Genomic DNA, 17,200 nt, shown 5'->3' on the forward strand with positions numbered 1-17,200 from the left:
AGGTACTGGAGAGGAATTATTTCTTGAATATGTATGTTGGAGGATGAGGTAGCTGTTTCGCGTTTAAAATAATGAAGGCGAGGTTAATAAAAAATACGGATTTGAGGTAAGTTTTCCTGTAACGAAGTGATGAATAAAAGGAGTGAGAGGCATGTCCATTGATCGATTTATTTTAAAGAAGTTGGACAACAGCCAAGAATCGCATACACGCCTAAATTTGATCAGATTGTTCCAGATTCGCATATACAAAGCACAGACGGCTGAAGAGAAGCACCTTCTTCGATAAAATCAGCAAACAGACAAGAAAAAGGCTATCTCTTTTAAAAAAGAGATAGCGCAAGAGAGTCGTTTTCACTTTTACTGTGAAGAATTGCCTCAGATCCCTCTATTTCAATACTAATAAGAGAGTTCAGGCATTTTTGCAGCGCTTTTTTACCATTGCGAATTTTATGATCAAGTGCGCTGGTCAAGAGCTTCAGTACTTTTTGTACCGGCTGTTTGTTATCAGTAGTAAAATATACAGGGATCGGTTTGTTCTGGAACATAATAAGTGCTTTCACTTGAATCACCTCACGAAAATTCTTGTTTCATGATATTTGCATTATAAACTGCCAATCTTAAAATAACCTTAAAATCTATGAATTAATCAATACACCAAATTATGAGAGTGACATTTTTGTGAACTCTCTTTTTTTTGTGCGGGTATATTCTAAATGACAATATTTTAAGCCGTATTCCCCGTTTCAAATTAATATTGATTCTTCTGAACTACATAAATAACCACCAAAAATAGGACGAAAGATATATGACACAAATTGACAGGATAGACTACGGGATGATATTATTACAATAATGTAACCAAATTTTTAATAAATTTAACTAGGTGTTTGGGCATATTTGGGTGAATATTTTACCATAGGTATATTAAGAAAGGCGGGAACCGATTGATGATCCTTACAGTGATTTGTGGACGCAGTGAAGGAGAGTGGTTTGATATTGAAGTTCCGGATGATTGTTCCATAACCCGGCTGATTGAACTCCTTGGTGTTCGCCTGTTTAAGGAGCCTGCCAGTTCAGGAATTCAATATATATTAGAAGCAAAATTTCCTGAGGGGCTTTGGTTCACGGTAAAGGAGGGCTCCGGTGTGGCTGAGTCCGGACTTAGAGAAGGGGCTTATATAAGGCTTCAGCGTGCATTTTCAACTACTGAAGAAGAGACTCCAAGCTATGGGCGAAGAGCGTTGTTTCAAGAAGCATAAAATTGGGTAAATAACCCACTGATTCAATAAGAATCATCATACATATTAATTTTTTGAAAAGCTTCATATAAAAGGGGAGGGCCTTGATGAACGTCATGTATCAGCGTTCGCCACGGATTAGACCGGCTCTGCATACAGAAGAGATGGAGATACTTAGACCTCCGTCAGAGCCTAACAAGCCGTCGTTTTCACTTATTTCTATTATCATTCCTATCATTATGACTGTGGCTACCATCAGCTTGTATGTCTACATGAATGTGAGCGGGAAAATGGCCAACAGCAATATGATGATGTTTCAAATGTTGTCCATATTCATGATGCTTACCTCTTATACGCTGCCCTTCTTTATGTATCTGGGAAATAAGAAGACATATCAAAAAAAGATTGCCGAGAGAAATATGAAATACCGCCATCAGCTGGATCTCCACCGGGAAGAATTGAAGCAGCGCCAGCAAGATCAGGTTGAGGTTATGTATGATATTCACGGTGATCCGGATGTATGTTTTCAAATCGCCAAGAATAGAGCCAGTTCCTTATGGGAAAGATCGCCTGAAGATACTGATTTTCTTGATGTCCGAGTGGGTAAGGGAACCATTCCGTTTCACATACAGGTCAAGGCTCCCAGGGCAGACGGGTATGAGAAGGATCCGTTGATCGAAGCAGCGCAAGAACTTGCAGGTGAATTTCAAACCGTTGAGGAAGCCTCCATTACGCTCCCGTTATTTGAATCTAAAGTAATTGGCATTGTGGGCGGGAGAGAGAATGTTTTAAATATGCTGCGAGTCATTATTGCGCAAACCGCTGTACGTCATTCCCCAGATGAAGTGAAAACAGCAGCATTTTTTGAAGAAAAAGAAGCTCATGAGTGGGATTGGCTGCGCTGGTTACCTCATACATGGGACGATGATCGTTCAGCAAGGTATCTTGCAAATCGGCGCAGCAGCGCACATAAGCTAGCCGATGAACTCTTTATGCAATTATTTCGCCGTAAGAACAATCGATCTGACTATGGGAGCAAATCGATTGACATACCAGCATATATTGTAATTTTATCGAACGCTCAGCTGATTGAAGAAGAACCGCTGTTACCACTTTTATTAGAGGACGGTGAAGCAGTTGATGCCGTCACTATTATTTTATCGGACCGTAAAGAGAATCTGCCGATGCATTGCCAGCTGATTGTTGAGGTGGAAAGGGAGCAGGCAGTTTACACCGTTAAGCACAACGGTGCTGCCAGACAGCAGGCTTTCAAGACGGACGGTATCGGCCGGGAACAGATGGAAGCTCTGGCCCGTTACATGGCTCCGATTCGTTTGAAGCGTTCTTCTGCTTCAGATATCCCTGCAATATTAACATTGTTTGAAATGATGGAAATCGACAGGATTTCTGAACTGGATGTGAAGGACCGCTGGGAAAAGAATCGTTATCCTGATTCCCTGCCTGTACCGATCGGAGTAAGGGCTGGCAATAAAAAAATCAATTTGAATCTGCATGATAAAATTGAACGCCAGGGCCACGGTCCGCATGGCTTGATTGCAGGCACAACCGGGTCTGGCAAAAGTGAGGTCATTCAGTCTATCGTTGCATCCCTTGCTGCCGAGTTTCATCCGCATGACCTTGCATTCATGCTGATTGACTATAAAGGCGGAGGCATGTCCAATACGTTTCTCCACTTGCCGCATGTGGTCGGTACGATTACCAATCTGGACAACAATCTGATTGAACGTGCAAAAATCTCGCTTAAGGCAGAATTGGTTCGTCGTCAAAAGATATTAAATGATGCAGGGAACTTGCAGCATATTGATGAATATTACAAACTCCTTCGTAATAGGCACGGAGAACCGCTTCCGCATTTAGTGATCATTATAGACGAGTTCGCCCAGCTCAAAAAGGATCAGCCGGAGTTTATGGATGAACTGATCAGTATTGCAGCTATCGGCCGGACGCTCGGAGTCCACTTGATCTTAGCAACTCAGAAGCCAGCGGGTGTAGTTGATGATAAGATTTGGAGTAACTCGAGATTCCGTATTTGTCTGCGGGTACAGAGTGAGGGAGACAGCCGTGATATGCTGAAAATTCCAAACGCTGCGTGGATTAACAAGTCGGGGCGAGGATATTTTCAAGTCGGAAGTGATGAGCTGTTTGAAGAGATGCAGTTTGCCTGGAGCGGAGCTCCCTATATAGAAGAGCAGGATACGGAAGACATGATTGATATTCGTGAAGTGCATCTGAACGGTAAGACAGAATCGATGCTGTCTAAAGCGAATTCCAGCGGCCGCCATCACCATGAGGTTCCAAAACAGCTTCAGGTATTTATTGACCGGGTGGCTGAAATTGCCCGGGAAGAAGGTATAGAAAGACTGCAGGGACCTTGGCTCCCTCCTTTGCCTGAAAGTCTGGATCTGGATGTAGTCATGTCTCAGGCTGATGAGAGTTCCGTGCATACGTTAGGTGAATTATCGCTTACTGCCTGTGTAGGTATGGTCGATGATCTGCCGAACCAATGCCAAACACCCCTTCGATTGAATATCGAACAGGGCCATTTTGCTGTGTATGGAATGCCGGGACTAGGAAAGACCACTTTTGTGCAGACACTTCTTATGTCTCTTTCTCAGCGATATACTCCAGATCAGTGGCACGGGTATGTCATTGATATGGGAAGAATGATGCGCGACTTCTCGGGATTGCCTCACATTGGTGCGGTGATGACAGCCGAGGAGGATGATCGCATCAAACGATTATTCCGATTTTTAACCAAAACAGCCGGCAGCCGGAAAGAGCTGATAGCTGAGGCCGGTGTAAAGACAATTGCAGCCTACAGACGGGCGTTTACGAATCAGGTTCCGCAGATTCTGATTGTTATTGACGGTTACCTGAACTTCCGAAATATGTACCCGGACGAGAATGATGCGCTGGAGTACTTGCTTCGGGAAGGAGGCAGCTTAGGAATCACTTTTGTAATTACGGCCAATCGTATTTCTGATATGTTTGAAAAAGTTAGAAGCAACATTCAGCAAGCCGTTTCATTCGAACTTGCGGACCCTGCAGACTATTATTATGCGGTAGGTCGTCCTTCCAGAGCGCCCAATCAACTCCCGCCAGGACGCGGGCTTGTTAAGGGCCAGACCCCGCCGCTGGAGTTTCAGACAGCTCTGTCAGCGCCGGGTCAGGACGAAGGAGAACGGACTGCTGAACTTCGCAAGCTGATTGATCATTTGAAACAATCATGGAACGGAGAAGCCGCTCCTTCCATAGATTCATTGCCAGAGAAAATCATTCTGTCCGAACTGCTTAAAGTGAATCAGCCATATGAAGAAATAATAGGCACGTCCAAATATCAGGTGCCTGTAGGTTTGGCAACGGATGATCTTTCACCTTATTTTGTGGATCTGGAGGAAGGGCCACATTTTATTGTTGCCAGTCCGATGGAGGGCGGGAAAACTTCATTCCTGCTCAGCTGGATGCTGTCACTTGCATACCATACATCGCCTGATGATCTTGAAATCTATACAGTGGATACAAGATACGGAAGCAATGGACTCAGTCGGTTAAATCATTTGCCTCACGTTAAAGGCTTTGCTGAAAATGAAGAGGATCTGGGTCCATTGATCTCAGGGATTTATGAGAAGGTTCAGAAAAGAACTAAGGAAAGCGCAGATTCGGCCATACTGCTGCTGATTGATGACGCAGATGTAATGAGTAAACAATTAAACGACTTTACATTAAAAGATCAGTTATCTTCGATTGTTAGACAAGGCCGGGACCGCAAAGTGCATGTCGTGTTGTCCGGGGTGCCTGCAGACTTCCCAACATACGGGGTAGATTGGTTTACGGACGTGAAAGCGTCACAAGCCGGATTTTTATTTGGGACTCTCGATTCGAACGATTTATCGTTCTTTAGAATCCCTTTTTCAGAGTCTGCTAATAGTCCTGGAGGCCTAAAATTATTGCCACCAGGTCAGGGGTACTATATCAAGAGAAAATTTTCCAGAATTAAAGGCGCAGTTCCGTACGATGAAGTGTGGAATGCTCAAAAATGGATCACAGAAATTCGTGACCGATGGCATGTTGTGGTTTGAGAGGAGGTGGCGCATAATGTTGACGATTCATGCTTCTAGGCAGGAGACCGTAACGCTGAATGATAAAGAGTTTTTCTTCTTAGCCGGTATTCTCGGTTCAGATCGTCTGCTCGGGGTCGAGGATCCCTTCAGCGGGTATTTAACTGAGGAAATTGCTAATGAGTGGGAAGCGTCGAAGGTGTCGCTTCTGGAAAAAAACTATTTAATTCGCGAAGAAACCGGTGAATTATCCATTCCACCTGATGTTTTTTCACGCGTGGCGATTGCTGGTCTGGCTGAACGTGCCTGCTGGTTGAAATATGAAAATAATGATAAATCTTTTGAAGGATATTTGCATGTAACAGAAGAACAAGTAATACAGGTATGTAAGTGCGATGATAATCACTGTTATATGCTTAGTGAACTAGGCACCATTGAAGATACATGCAACAAGCTGGTGGAAGACTTGGCTCTCAGTGACCAATCACCTGGAGATATTCCTGCCCTGCTGCTTAGCCGTAAGGAGTTTAAGGATATATATACATGTGCACCGGAAATGAACAGTGATGAGCTTATTGACAGATTGGTGAAGTTGACCGATGATGTCGAAGGTTCGATTGCATTAGCAAAATGTATGATTAACAGGGTTTCCTCGGGAGAGCTTCAGCTGTCAAAATGGAACGGGTATAACTGGGAGAGTCAGAATGCAGCGTTTATCGTGAATGATTCCATGAACTGGCTGCTGCGCATGAGTCTTCAGGGTGACCAGGATTGGCTGACTGCTGCACCCGCGACAAAGGAGCAGTTCTATAATATGCTTCTCATGTGGCTGAAACAGTAACGGAACCCTTATGAAAGGTGAGGACCTATGCGTATTTCTGTCGAACCGGAATTACTCCGGTCATTAAGCCGTCAGCTTCAGCAATCCGGCGAACAGTATTTAGCTATGACGAATCAGCTGGATCATGCGATTCGTTCGCTTGTGTGGGAAACTTCCCTAAAAGCGGCGGTAATTGATGAATGGCAGTCAGCTCAGCGCCTTGGGGAGAGTGTTGGAGCTCTCTTAATGCAAATGGGCAAGCATTTACAAACAAAGGCTGATCAATTTCAGGAAGTTGATCACCAATATCAGACCATTCTTGAGCATGTCATCGTAGGTGGAGTATCTCCAACTGCATTATTTGCAGCCTCGTTACATGAAGGAGGGAAGTCTATATTGCCGGAATCCGGCACTTCCGGGTCTGTTATTTCTAATCCCAGCTCGGCAGCCGCTGCTGTGGGAATGAACCCTGAAACAGGGGCTGTGGCAGTGAAGGAAGCTGCTTTAAATGGTAAGGCATGGACATTTACTGACCCCTCTACTTTAAGTATTGCTAACTAATTATTTAAAAGTGTAAAAAATTAGGTTTCAACACTAGGTCATTGGTGGTAATTGGAAATTAGGTCTGGAGACATTTTGAAAATCTTACCATCATCATTTAAGATGACAATTGTCAAACAGAACCGACAAATAAAAGGAGGTACATAAATGGCAGGTCGCATTTTAATAACACCTGAACAAGTTGAACAAGTAGCAAATCAGTTTAAGCAGAGCGGAGATCAGAGTCAACAAATCGTTAACAGTCTGACTCAATCTGTAAACGGAATGGAAGGCCAATGGGACGGTATGACGAAGCAGCGCTTCTTTCAGGAGTTCCAGGAAGCAAGCCGTTTGATGAACTCTTTCGTTCAAACACTTGAGAGCATTAGTGCAGAGTTGAAAGCCATCGCTCAAAAGTTCCGTATGGCGGACGAATCTCGTTAATCTCTAAATGGTTCCATTTCGCCTTTAATAAGTGCATAGTTTAGAAAACCGGGTGCTCAAATGACTCCCGGTTTTCTTGCAATCATTAATATTTCGTGTACAAGTACTACAATATTATTCATTAAGAGAGGGGATATTTATGACTTTTCAGCCAAATCCGGGTGATGAAATCATCATAAACGGAACGGCCTACACGGTGGGACAGCACCCTGCCGCCCCGGGACTGGCATATGCCCAAGCGGGAAGGCAGGGTATTGTATACCAATTACTGCCGAAGACCGGAGAAGCACACGAGGCTAAAGCTCTAAAAGTTTTTTTCCCGAAGTTCAGAATTCCTGCGATGGTCTATCAGTCAGAGCATATGGCTGCTTACCGGGAAATTCCCGGTTTAAAGGTATGCAGCCGTGATGTGCTTACTCCCGAAAGAAACGGAAGCTTGATTGCAGAATATCCGGACCTTCTATACGCCGTTGTTATGCCATGGGTTCACGGGTTTACCTGGTTCGATGTCGTTAGCGATGGACGTATTCTCGGAAGAGATGAAAGTCTAATGCTTGCTAAAGCCCTGGCTGCCATTGGTTCGAGTATGGAACAGCGCGGTTTGGCACACTGCGATCTGTCTGCACCAAACGTTATGCTTCCGTTTTTTTCGGAAGTGAAGCTTCCAGAAGGAGCAGCAGCCGTAGAACTGGTTGATGTTGAGCAGATTTACAGCCCTAAAATGGACCGCCCCGATGTGCTTCTTGCGGGATCGCCGGGTTACGCCGCTCACCGAACAGTACACAGCGGATTATGGAGTGCATATGCTGACCGTTTTGCGGGGGCTGTTATCATTGCGGAGATGCTGGGATGGAATGACTCTGTTATCGTATCCAAGGCTTGGGGTGAAAGCTATTTTGATCAGCATGAGATGCAGACGCCGTGCGAACGTTATTTTTTACTCAAGAAATCACTGGGGCAGCGCTGGGGAGCGGGTATTTCAGACCTGTTCACAAGAGCATGGGATAGCCATGATTTAAGCAGCTGTCCTACCTTTGGGGAATGGTTGATTGCTCTCTCCAATATATCCGAAGAAGAGATTATTGAAGAGGCGAAGTCGGAGGAGCCGAATGCAGCTTCCTTGTCTGCTACGGCATCCGAGCAACCGGATTCCTTGGGGAAGGCTGCAGAACCGGTGTTTAATGAGGGGTTACTTGGAATTACTCCGGGTAACCGTGAAGTTAACGACAATGTTGTTGCCCGATTATTCAATCAGGCAAGAGATCTTGAGAGTGCGGGCAATCTGTTAGGAGCACTGGAAATCTTCCGATCTGCTTATCATTTTGTGAAGAAGGACAGTCCTCTGGAAGTGGAACTTGCTGCGGCGATTCAAGGGCTGGAGCAGAAGCTTTATCCGCCCGATACAGGCAAGCATGGCTGGAGAGCTCTCGTAAGATCAAAGAAATTTATGATTTCGTCTGCTGCTGCGATTGCTATTTTAGCTGGATCTGCCGTTACCGTGAATCAAATATTAGCAGATAAGGCTGAAAGCCGGCAGCAGGAAGAAGCTCGGCTTACTGCTGAAATGGAGGCTCAAAAGGCAGAGGATGAACGTAAACAGAAAGAAGCAGAGGAGAAGCGGCTCCAAGAGCTAAAAGCCGAAGAGGCCCGTAAGAAAGAGCAGGCATTAGCGGAGGAAAAGAGGAAGCAGGAAGAAGCTAAAAAACTGGCCGCCGCGAAAAAAGCTGAGGAGTTAAAGAAAGCAGAGCTTCAAGAAAAGTATGATAAGCAGGCAAAGTATGAGGCCTATTTGGCTGAGCTTGAGGAGAAGAAGAAGAAAGCCGCTCTTCAGGAGAAATACGATAAGCAGGCAAAGTATGAGGCCTATTTGGCTGAGCTTGAGGAGAAGAAGAAGCGGGAGGCAGCAGCAGCTGCAGAGGCGGCTAGGGCAGAGGAAGCTGCTCGTAAAGAGCAGAATAGAAGAGAAGCTGCTGAAGCTGCCAAGAATTTGAGAAAACAACGAGCGGAAAATGTTGTTCAACTGATTGCCCTGTATGATAAGGCATACAATGCCCAGATTGCAGGCAATACGAGTAGAGCTAGAAACTTTGCAAACAATTTCGCTAACTTGTACAAAAAAGATGCGGGATATTACAAGACGATTGGACAAATGAGCATGCGGGCAAGAAGTATTAACAATTTTTTGAGTGACAGCGGGTACTGGCTGCCGAATATTTGACATAACCAATTGCAGGGGTGTTTTACTTGAATTACACTATACAAGCTTCACAGCGCACACCAGCGCTTATAATTTACTTGATCGATATTAGTGCATCGATGAATATGTTGATGGATGGGCGAAGACGGATAGATGTTGTGTATGATGCCCTCTCCTTAGCCATTCGACAGATGGTATTTCGCTCAACCAAGGGCAATCGTCTCACGCCGCGATACCGGATAGCTATTCTGGCTTATAGTGACGATGTGTATGACCTTCTGAACGGGATCAAAGGGATTGATGAAATTGCTGCAGTGGGCACATTACCGGATTTAACGCCTAAACGATTTTCAGATTCTGCGAAAGCCTTTCTTCAGGCAGAGAAAATATTACAAGCTGAAATTCCGAATATGCAGGACTGTCCGGCCCCACTTGTATGTCATATGACAGATGGTGTAGCTACAGGTGAAGACCCTGAGCCAATCGCACGGCGGATTATGAGTATGAGCGTTCCTGACGGAAATGTGCTGGTTGAGAATATATTTATTTCTGATCATATGATGAACCAACCGGTGAGTGAACCGCGCCGCTGGAAGGGAATCCTCCCGGAAACTGACTTTGAAGATGAGCATGCCCTTAAATTAAAAATGATGTCATCTGTATTGCCTGAAAGTTACCGTGAGATGCTGATCGAAGCAGATTACCAGTTAAGTTCAGGTGCATTGATGATGCTGCCCGGAACTTGTGCAGAGCTGGTGTCAATTGGTTTTCAAATGTCAGCAGCGACGCCGGTTAGGTAACGCCTATGAAAAGTTCTAGCGCTAGGCAGTTGTCCTCCTCCTTTTTCTATGAAAGCAAACAAGCCGGAGAGCATCCTGTTTCGAGCATTAAACAGGAATTTATCTGCAGATATGCTTATGGCCGGGCAGCAGAGACGGTATTGATGTCAGAGAATGGTCAGGATTATATGGGGTTTGCTATAGATGGCGGGATTTGCAGCTTTGTTCTGTGTGACGGGGTAGGCTTAAGTTACAGGGGAGATTTCGCATCGAAATATCTGGGAAGCAATCTGCTTGCCTGGCTGCGAACAAGCACCGAGCTTTCTGCACAGCTGCTTGAACGTAAATTGCATGAATTGAGCGAAGCATCCTCTCTCGAAGCTGAGCTTTATCAAGTTGAGGACAATACACCAAGACTGCTTAAAGAAGTGCTGCAGGAGAAGCAGCGGCTTGGCAGTGAAAGCATGTATATATGTGGACGAATAGAGCTGCCCAACCGTTTTCAAAAGAAAGGAAAGCTGTGGCTTGCTTGGCAAGGGGATTCACGCTTAAGGTTGTTTCACGATCAGATGGAGCTCTCTGAGCGATTTGGAGACAGCTTTCATACCTCCGAGCGCTGGTCTACCCGTAACGGGCTTATTGGGGGTAAACCTCATGTGTATCAATCCAAGCTGGATCATCTGTCGGGTTACCGGCTTCTAATGTATAGTGATGGGCTAAACGATTTGGATCCCATTACTGAACAGGTCCCTGATGAAGATGTGCAGGTGCTGATGAATGCGTTACATACTGACGGATTAGAGGATGATGCTTCGTTTTTGGAGATTTCATGGTAAAAAATATGATAAATGAATATAAACATCTCCTTTTTGGGTAATCTTGTGAAAGATAGGTTCGTCAAGATCCCACTAAGGAGGTGCCTTTATATGAGTAACGGAAATGGCAGGTTCACAGGAAAAACAGCGATCATTACCGGAGCCGGTTCAGGAATCGGCAGGGCAGCAGCGGTTAAGCTTGCCAGGGAAGGTGCAAATGTCGCTTTGTTTGATTTGAAGGATGAACGTACGAAGGAAGCTGAGCGGGAACTAAATGCGATCCGTGAGGGATGTGCAAGGGCATTTGATGTGGATACCTCGAACCCGGAGCGAGTAGAAAAAGCCGTCCTTGAAGCTGTTGAGATTTTCGGAGGAATTGATATTGTATTTGCGAATGCGGGAATCAATGGTGTTCTGGCTCCTATTGATGAGATGAAGCTGGAAGATTGGCAGAAGACGTTAGATATTAATCTGAATGGAACCTTTCTGACAATCAAATATACGATTCCGCATTTGAAGAAAAGAGGACAGGGAAGCATCATTATTACCAGTTCTGTGAATGGTACACGGGAGTTTACAGGTTTCGGCATGATCGCATACAGTACAACGAAAGCAGGTCAAGTGGGATTTGCGAAAATGGCTGCACTTGAGCTGGCCAAGTTTAAGATTAGGGTTAACGTTATTTGCCCGGGAGCGATTTCAACCAATATAGATCAAAGCACGGATGTTGAGGGGAATATCGAGAAGATCGCCATTCCGATTGAATATCCGGAAGGAGATCAGCCGCTTGCAGACGGTCCTGGTAAACCGGAAGAGGTTGCAGATCTGGTTGCGTTTTTGGCATCGGATGAATCACGCCATATTACGGGATCACAGATTTTTATTGATGGTGCGGAATCTCTTCTTCGATAAGTAATGGTCATGTGAAATGGAATAAAGAGGCTGTCATATAAGTGACATGCTCCCTTAAGGTAGACAGGTGGAATAATACAATCCTGTTTGCGTGAGGGGAGCTTTTTTTATGTCCATAGCAGAACGAAATACATCAGAGAGATTCACCATTTTTCAGGTCATATTGGAGTTAAGGCTGCAGCTAAAATATTCGGACCTGATTATCGAAGCGATTCTGGACAAGCGGTAGCGGTCGCCTTTGTGTTCCAATTTCAACCTCTGAGAAATCGATTAAGGAATTGGAACACAACAGCGATGGGAGGAATGCTTCGTACCCGTAGCGTCTCTCACCAGCAAGAGTTTTGTGAATCACTCCCTATTGTTGATTGAAGACTTATTTTCATTTCACATTCAATTCATTTATGATAGGAATCATAAACCTAAAGAGGAGGGACCGAGATGAGTATGTTTTCCAGACTGGCTGAGCAAAAGATTGAGGAAGCCATCCGAAAAGGTGAACTTGATACAACGGCATATGCAGGCAAGCCGCTGCCAGTGGACGATTTATCACATATTCCTGAGGACCTGCGAATGTCCTACCGTCTCTTGAAAAATTCCGGGTATGTTCCAGAAGAGGTTAGCCTGCAGAAGGAATGTGTCCGATTATATGATCTTATACATGCATGCAGTAATGAAGCAGAACGGGAACAGCATCAGAAAATGCTGAATGAGAAGAGCCTGCGCCTGCACATGCTGCTGGAACAACGGGGACTTGGCTCCAGCGGAGCATTTTTGCAATACGAAACTCAAATTAAAGACAAATTGACCTGATAAACTCATTGATAATTAAAATTGAACTTATGAAATTCATACGACAGGAACTGAATAATGAACAAAAACGAACTGCCAATACAGGGTGTATTACCGTTACTAAAAGAAACATTTCGTAAACATAATTCTGCCGTCCTTATCGCTGAACCGGGAGCAGGAAAGACAACGCAGACACCGATTGCATTTCTGGATGAACCTTGGCTTACAGGCAAAAAAATTATAATGCTCGAGCCCAGGAGGCTTGCGGCCCGTGCAGCTGCTACTTATATGGCTTCCATGATAGGAGAGCCTGTCGGGAGAACGATTGGTTATCGTGTACGAATGGAAAGCAGGACAGGCAGAGAAACGGTCATAGAGGTCGTTACGGAAGGTATTCTGACACGAATGCTGCAGAGTGATCCGGAGTTATCTGATGTCGCGATGATCATATTTGATGAATTTCATGAACGGAGCATTCATGCAGATACGGGGCTTGCTTTGTCGCTAGAAGCCCAATCCGTTCTTCGTGAAGATCTAAAACTGCTCGTCATGTCAGCAACACTGGATGCAGAACCTGTTGCGTCTCTTATGGGGGATGCTCCCATCATTCATTGTACGGGCAGAAGCTTTCCAGTGAAGACCATCTATGCAAAGGTGGGATCACTGGGATTGGAACAGGCATGTTCTAAAGTTATACAACGAGCCCTTTCTGAAGAGGATGGAGATGTGCTGGTCTTTTTACCTGGAGTCGGAGAAATTAGGAGGACCGCTCAAGAACTAGGCTGTGCCGATCTGCCGGGGAACATAATCATTCGGGAGCTTTATGGCCAGCTTTCCCCGGAGAAGCAGGACGAAGCGCTTCGTCCGGCAATTGAAGGGCAGCGCAGGATTATACTATCCACCTCGATAGCTGAAACAAGTCTGACAATAGAAGGAATCCGAATTGTTGTGGATAGTGGAATGATGCGGACTGAAGTGTTCTCACCAAGAACCGGTCTGCCTCAATTAATTACCAAGCGTGTATCCAGAGCATCGGCAGACCAAAGGAGAGGACGAGCGGGCAGACTTGCTCCAGGTACATGTTATCGTCTCTGGAGTGAGGAAGAGCATGCGCATCTGCTTAAGATGAGCCTTCCGGATATCCGCCAGTCTGATCTCACTCCGCTTGCGCTTGAGCTTGCGGTATGGGGAGTCAGAAATCCGGAACAGCTATCTTGGCTGGATATGCCACCTGCAGCAGTATTTGAACAGGGACGTGAACTGCTTAAGCAGCTGGGGGCGCTGGATAACTCCGGAGCAGTGACAGAGCACGGACGCAGGATGGCTGAGCTTGGTATGCATCCTAGGCTTGCCCACATGCTGCTCTCGGGCAAGGAAGTTGGCCATGGAGCTCTTGCCTGCAGGCTGGCTGTGCTTCTTCAAGAGAGGGATATATTCAGTGGCCAAGAAGCAGCAGCCGATCGGGACATAACATCGAGAGTGGAACAAATATTACATCTGGAGCAAGGTTTGTCTCATTTCCACAAGAGTGAAGGAAAGAAAGGGACTATTAAACGCATGATTCAGGAAATCCACCACCTGTGCCGTCTTTTGGGATTGAGTATGGATACGAAGCAGGTTGATGTCAATTCTGTGGGACTGGTTCTTTCTTTCGCTTATCCTGACCGAATAGCCAAAAATCGGGGCGGAGGCAGTTTTCTTCTGCGGAGCGGACGCGGGGCGGCGTTGAAATCGACCCAACCTTTAAGCAAGGCAGCCTATATCGTAGCAGCTGCTGTAGACGATAAAGGAACAGATGGCACCATTCAGTTAGCGTCCGCTCTGGATGAGGAATTTATCTGGCGCTATTACAGCAATGAAATAACAGATGTTAAAGAAGTGGTGTGGGATTCGTCGGCAGGCGCCGTACGTGCCCGTGTTAAACGTACTTTGGGAGCCTTGGTGCTCAAGGAGCAGGTGTATGAACAGCCATTGGCTGAAGAACTTTCGGCTGCAGTGCTGGAAGGGATTCGAAGGGAAGGGCTTTCGTTATTGCCCTGGCCCAAACAGGCTATTCAATTTCGCCAGCGATTGCAATTCATGAGCCTTCATAATCCTGGTTGGCCGGATGTTTCCGATGAAGCTCTCCTCGACCAGCTTGAAGATTGGCTTGAGCCCTATCTGCAAGGAGTCCGCAGCCGGCAAGCATTACAAAAGCTCCACACCGGTTCATTGTTGGAGAACCTATTATCGTGGGATCAAAGGCAACAGCTCAATCAGGACGCTCCTACCCATATAAAAGCACCGGGTGGTTCCTCCATAGCGATTGACTATCAGGACCCTTCCAAACCTGTTATGGCCGTTCGTTTACAGGAAATGTTCGGGCTTTCCGAAACGCCCCGTATCGCAGGAGGCAGAGTTCCTTTAACGATTCATTTACTTTCCCCTGCACAAAGGCCGGTTCAAGTGACCTCTGATTTGTCCAGTTTCTGGCACAGCGGCTATTTTGAGGTCAAGAAAGATCTTAAAGGCCGGTACCCGAAGCATTATTGGCCAGATGATCCTTTGCAAGCGATGCCTACGAATCGGACCAAGGCAAAGATGTAACGTTTTGACCTTCTCGCGTTTGGGTAATAGTGGATAATCCAAATTGTTGTAGGAGGGATTAAGATGGAAAAGAAAATTGTAGGTGTGTTTGAAACGGAACAGGAAGCAACACAGGCCATCGTTGAATTACAGCGCAGGGGAGTCCCGACGGATGCCATATCAATCATTGCGAAAGATAATCGAGATGTAGAAGCCGTAACAGATGAAACGGGAACAAAGGCGCCCGAAGGCGTAGCGACAGGTGCAGCCACCGGCGGGGTGCTTGGTGGTGCAGCAGGATTGCTGGCGGGCTTAGGTGCATTAGCTATCCCGGGAATTGGGCCGATTCTTGCAGCGGGTCCAATCGCTGCTGCTTTTGCCGGGGCGGCAGTCGGTGCTGGAGCCGGAGGCTTGGTTGGTGGGTTAATCGGGCTGGGTATTCCGGAAGAAGAAGCGCGGGAATATGAATCTTACGTCGATCAAGGGAGAATTTTAGTTTTAGTCGAAGCTGATCGTCACGATGTTGATATCGAGGATGTATTTCACTCGAATCGTTCTTTAAACGCAAACTCATATAACGGATATGCTGACAGGAATAATGATGAATTGCCGCCTCGCGGAACGATTTTGTAAATGAGAGAGAGACATAATGTCATGTGACAGATTTGGACAGGCAGGTCCGGTCCCCAGGATAGGGACCGGACTATTTGTATTTAACAGAAATGATCAGGAATAAAGTTACAGTGATCTTTCAGAAAGGCATATATATAATGATCCATAGTTATATGTATGAGGAGAAAAGGAATGCGAAAAGAGAGAATAAAAGAAATTGAACGTCTTCGAGGGCTCGCGTTTCTCGCTGTCGTGCTGCAGCATTCCATCGCCCATTATTCTGTAGCACCAGGAATGACTATGTCTGATGGTGTATGGATGGCAGTTCTTCTGATGGCATCTAAATTTGCTGTGCCCGTGTTTATTTTTATTACCGGAATGGTTCTTTTTTATAATGATTCAGGAGAGCTTAATTACAGAACCTTTATCACTAGACGGCTTAGTGTGATCTTTGTGCCCTTTGCTTTGTGGACGATTATTCATGTCATAGTCAATCAGAGCATACAATTTGATTCTGCCGATGGATGGATGAAATTAGGAGGGATGCTTGTCACAGGCAAAGCAAGCTCTCATCTGTGGTATATTATCATGCTTTTTCAATTATATTTACTCTATCCGGTTATTCGCTCGGTAATTCGAAGAATTGTTGCCAGGTTCACACACCGGGTTAATATAGGATTGCTTTTTGCTGCAGGCATTGCATTTATCATTCTGACGGATAATATCCCGCATATCACGCGCTTTATGGGAGAGCTTCATCTGCCGGTATGGAGTGATCTGTTTACGACCTATGCAGATCGAAACTCACTTTATTTTTCATTTTATTTTGTATTGGGAGCCGCGGCTGGGTTGAATCCCGAGATGTGGTCCAAATGGATTTCAAGGGCAAGACCTGTGTACTGGACTGTATTCTTCTTTCTGTTTGGCTTTTTGCTGATGGAGGGGATCCAGGAGGTTTGGCGGGGTGAAGGATTAAGAATAACATTTTATTCCTTGTCCTTGTTAAAACCTGTGATGGCCGTATTTTTGATTAGTTCTATTCTGGCCATGTATGATGCAGCTGGCTGGATTTGCAGGTATGGGGGCAGCAGAATAAATTCGGTTCTGTCGAATCTGGGTTTATATTCGTTTGGTGCGTATCTCATGCACTTGCTCACCCTGCGGATTAGTTATATGGTCGATGAAAATATGCTGATCTCAGCGCCCTCATGGGTTCGTATTTTCTCATCATGGATCATTAGTGCGGTGCTCGCTTACTACGGGACACGGATTATCTCTCTCATTCCGTTCGGCAAATGGCTGACAGGAGTGTCTGTAAGAAAGAAAAAAACAGAGAGGCCAGGGAAAGAAACCACAGTATCAGCTTAGTTAATTAAGAATTTAGAGAACCGCCATACTGGCGGTTTTTTT

At 45.5% G+C, this 17,200-nt stretch carries 15 protein-coding genes; 14 read left to right on the forward strand and 1 reads right to left on the reverse strand.

Annotated features, from left to right (window positions below; genetic code table 11):
* The first annotated feature begins 151 nt into the window (after window positions 1-151).
* Complete coding sequence (locus tag BN1234_RS22965; RefSeq protein WP_281177661.1) at window positions 152-286, forward strand: hypothetical protein; 135 nt, start codon at window positions 152-154, stop codon at window positions 284-286.
* A gap of 34 nt (window positions 287-320) precedes the next feature.
* Here BN1234_RS22965 and BN1234_RS20030 read toward each other — a convergent pair whose 3' ends face one another.
* Complete coding sequence (locus tag BN1234_RS20030) at window positions 321-560, reverse strand: hypothetical protein (RefSeq protein ID WP_054958405.1); 240 nt, start codon at window positions 558-560, stop codon at window positions 321-323.
* Window positions 561-947: 387 nt separating this feature from the next.
* Here BN1234_RS20030 and BN1234_RS20035 point away from each other — a divergent pair, with 387 nt between their 5' ends.
* The 13 genes from BN1234_RS20035 to BN1234_RS20095 all read left to right on the forward strand — a co-directional run bounded on the left by BN1234_RS20035 (window position 948) and on the right by BN1234_RS20095 (window position 17,158).
* Window positions 948-1,259, forward strand: a complete 312-nt coding sequence (locus tag BN1234_RS20035; protein WP_054958406.1) for a hypothetical protein — start codon at window positions 948-950, stop codon at window positions 1,257-1,259.
* 86 nt (window positions 1,260-1,345) lie between these two features.
* Window positions 1,346-5,338, forward strand: a complete 3,993-nt coding sequence (essC, locus tag BN1234_RS20040; RefSeq protein ID WP_054958407.1) for a type VII secretion protein EssC — start codon at window positions 1,346-1,348, stop codon at window positions 5,336-5,338.
* A gap of 16 nt (window positions 5,339-5,354) precedes the next feature.
* Entirely contained in the window at window positions 5,355-6,158 is an 804-nt protein-coding gene (locus tag BN1234_RS20045) for a hypothetical protein (protein ID WP_054958408.1), read from the forward strand.
* A 27-nt stretch (window positions 6,159-6,185) separates the two neighbouring features.
* Window positions 6,186-6,698 carry a WXG100 family type VII secretion target gene (locus BN1234_RS20050; RefSeq protein WP_054958409.1) on the forward strand — a complete coding sequence of 171 codons (513 nt, stop codon included), beginning with the start codon at window positions 6,186-6,188 and terminating at the stop codon, window positions 6,696-6,698.
* 147 nt (window positions 6,699-6,845) lie between these two features.
* On the forward strand, window positions 6,846-7,121 hold the full coding sequence (locus tag BN1234_RS20055; protein WP_054958410.1) for a WXG100 family type VII secretion target: 276 nt from the start codon (window positions 6,846-6,848) through the stop codon (window positions 7,119-7,121).
* A 139-nt stretch (window positions 7,122-7,260) separates the two neighbouring features.
* The gene (locus BN1234_RS20060) at window positions 7,261-9,339 is read left to right on the forward strand and encodes a serine/threonine-protein kinase (protein ID WP_054958411.1); all 2,079 of its coding nucleotides are present in this window, start codon (window positions 7,261-7,263) and stop codon (window positions 9,337-9,339) included.
* 26 nt (window positions 9,340-9,365) lie between these two features.
* A complete protein-coding gene (locus BN1234_RS20065; protein WP_054958412.1) occupies window positions 9,366-10,118 on the forward strand; it encodes a vWA domain-containing protein in 753 nt (250 codons plus the stop codon).
* 5 nt (window positions 10,119-10,123) lie between these two features.
* The gene (locus tag BN1234_RS20070; RefSeq protein ID WP_054958413.1) at window positions 10,124-10,933 is read left to right on the forward strand and encodes a hypothetical protein; all 810 of its coding nucleotides are present in this window, start codon (window positions 10,124-10,126) and stop codon (window positions 10,931-10,933) included.
* A 90-nt stretch (window positions 10,934-11,023) separates the two neighbouring features.
* On the forward strand, window positions 11,024-11,824 hold the full coding sequence (locus BN1234_RS20075) for an SDR family oxidoreductase (RefSeq protein ID WP_054958414.1): 801 nt from the start codon (window positions 11,024-11,026) through the stop codon (window positions 11,822-11,824).
* Between the two features lie 438 nt (window positions 11,825-12,262).
* Complete coding sequence (locus BN1234_RS20080) at window positions 12,263-12,634, forward strand: DnaJ family domain-containing protein (protein WP_054958415.1); 372 nt, start codon at window positions 12,263-12,265, stop codon at window positions 12,632-12,634.
* A 57-nt stretch (window positions 12,635-12,691) separates the two neighbouring features.
* Window positions 12,692-15,199 carry an ATP-dependent helicase HrpB gene (gene hrpB, locus BN1234_RS20085; RefSeq protein ID WP_054958416.1) on the forward strand — a complete coding sequence of 836 codons (2,508 nt, stop codon included), beginning with the start codon at window positions 12,692-12,694 and terminating at the stop codon, window positions 15,197-15,199.
* A 63-nt stretch (window positions 15,200-15,262) separates the two neighbouring features.
* Entirely contained in the window at window positions 15,263-15,811 is a 549-nt protein-coding gene (locus BN1234_RS20090) for a general stress protein (RefSeq protein ID WP_054958417.1), read from the forward strand.
* A gap of 171 nt (window positions 15,812-15,982) precedes the next feature.
* Window positions 15,983-17,158, forward strand: a complete 1,176-nt coding sequence (locus BN1234_RS20095; RefSeq protein ID WP_054958418.1) for an acyltransferase — start codon at window positions 15,983-15,985, stop codon at window positions 17,156-17,158.
* Window positions 17,159-17,200 lie beyond the last annotated feature (42 nt).

This window comes from Paenibacillus dakarensis (assembly GCF_001373415.1).
GTDB classification, from domain to species: Bacteria; Bacillota; Bacilli; order Paenibacillales; family Paenibacillaceae; genus Paenibacillus_AQ; species Paenibacillus_AQ dakarensis.

Excerpts from the sequence above, each read along its gene's own strand:
- BN1234_RS22965 (WP_281177661.1), top strand. The coding sequence starts at position 152 with ATGTCCATTGATCGATTTATTTTAAAGAAGTTGGACAACAGCCAAGAA.
- BN1234_RS20035 (WP_054958406.1), top strand. The coding sequence starts at position 948 with ATGATCCTTACAGTGATTTGTGGACGCAGTGAAGGAGAGTGGTTTGAT.
- essC (WP_054958407.1), top strand. The coding sequence starts at position 1,346 with ATGAACGTCATGTATCAGCGTTCGCCACGGATTAGACCGGCTCTGCAT.
- BN1234_RS20045 (WP_054958408.1), top strand. The coding sequence starts at position 5,355 with ATGTTGACGATTCATGCTTCTAGGCAGGAGACCGTAACGCTGAATGAT.
- BN1234_RS20050 (WP_054958409.1), top strand. The coding sequence starts at position 6,186 with ATGCGTATTTCTGTCGAACCGGAATTACTCCGGTCATTAAGCCGTCAG.
- BN1234_RS20055 (WP_054958410.1), top strand. The coding sequence starts at position 6,846 with ATGGCAGGTCGCATTTTAATAACACCTGAACAAGTTGAACAAGTAGCA.
- BN1234_RS20060 (WP_054958411.1), top strand. The coding sequence starts at position 7,261 with ATGACTTTTCAGCCAAATCCGGGTGATGAAATCATCATAAACGGAACG.
- BN1234_RS20070 (WP_054958413.1), top strand. The coding sequence starts at position 10,124 with ATGAAAAGTTCTAGCGCTAGGCAGTTGTCCTCCTCCTTTTTCTATGAA.
- BN1234_RS20075 (WP_054958414.1), top strand. The coding sequence starts at position 11,024 with ATGAGTAACGGAAATGGCAGGTTCACAGGAAAAACAGCGATCATTACC.
- BN1234_RS20080 (WP_054958415.1), top strand. The coding sequence starts at position 12,263 with ATGAGTATGTTTTCCAGACTGGCTGAGCAAAAGATTGAGGAAGCCATC.
- hrpB (WP_054958416.1), top strand. The coding sequence starts at position 12,692 with ATGAACAAAAACGAACTGCCAATACAGGGTGTATTACCGTTACTAAAA.
- BN1234_RS20090 (WP_054958417.1), top strand. The coding sequence starts at position 15,263 with ATGGAAAAGAAAATTGTAGGTGTGTTTGAAACGGAACAGGAAGCAACA.
- BN1234_RS20095 (WP_054958418.1), top strand. The coding sequence starts at position 15,983 with ATGCGAAAAGAGAGAATAAAAGAAATTGAACGTCTTCGAGGGCTCGCG.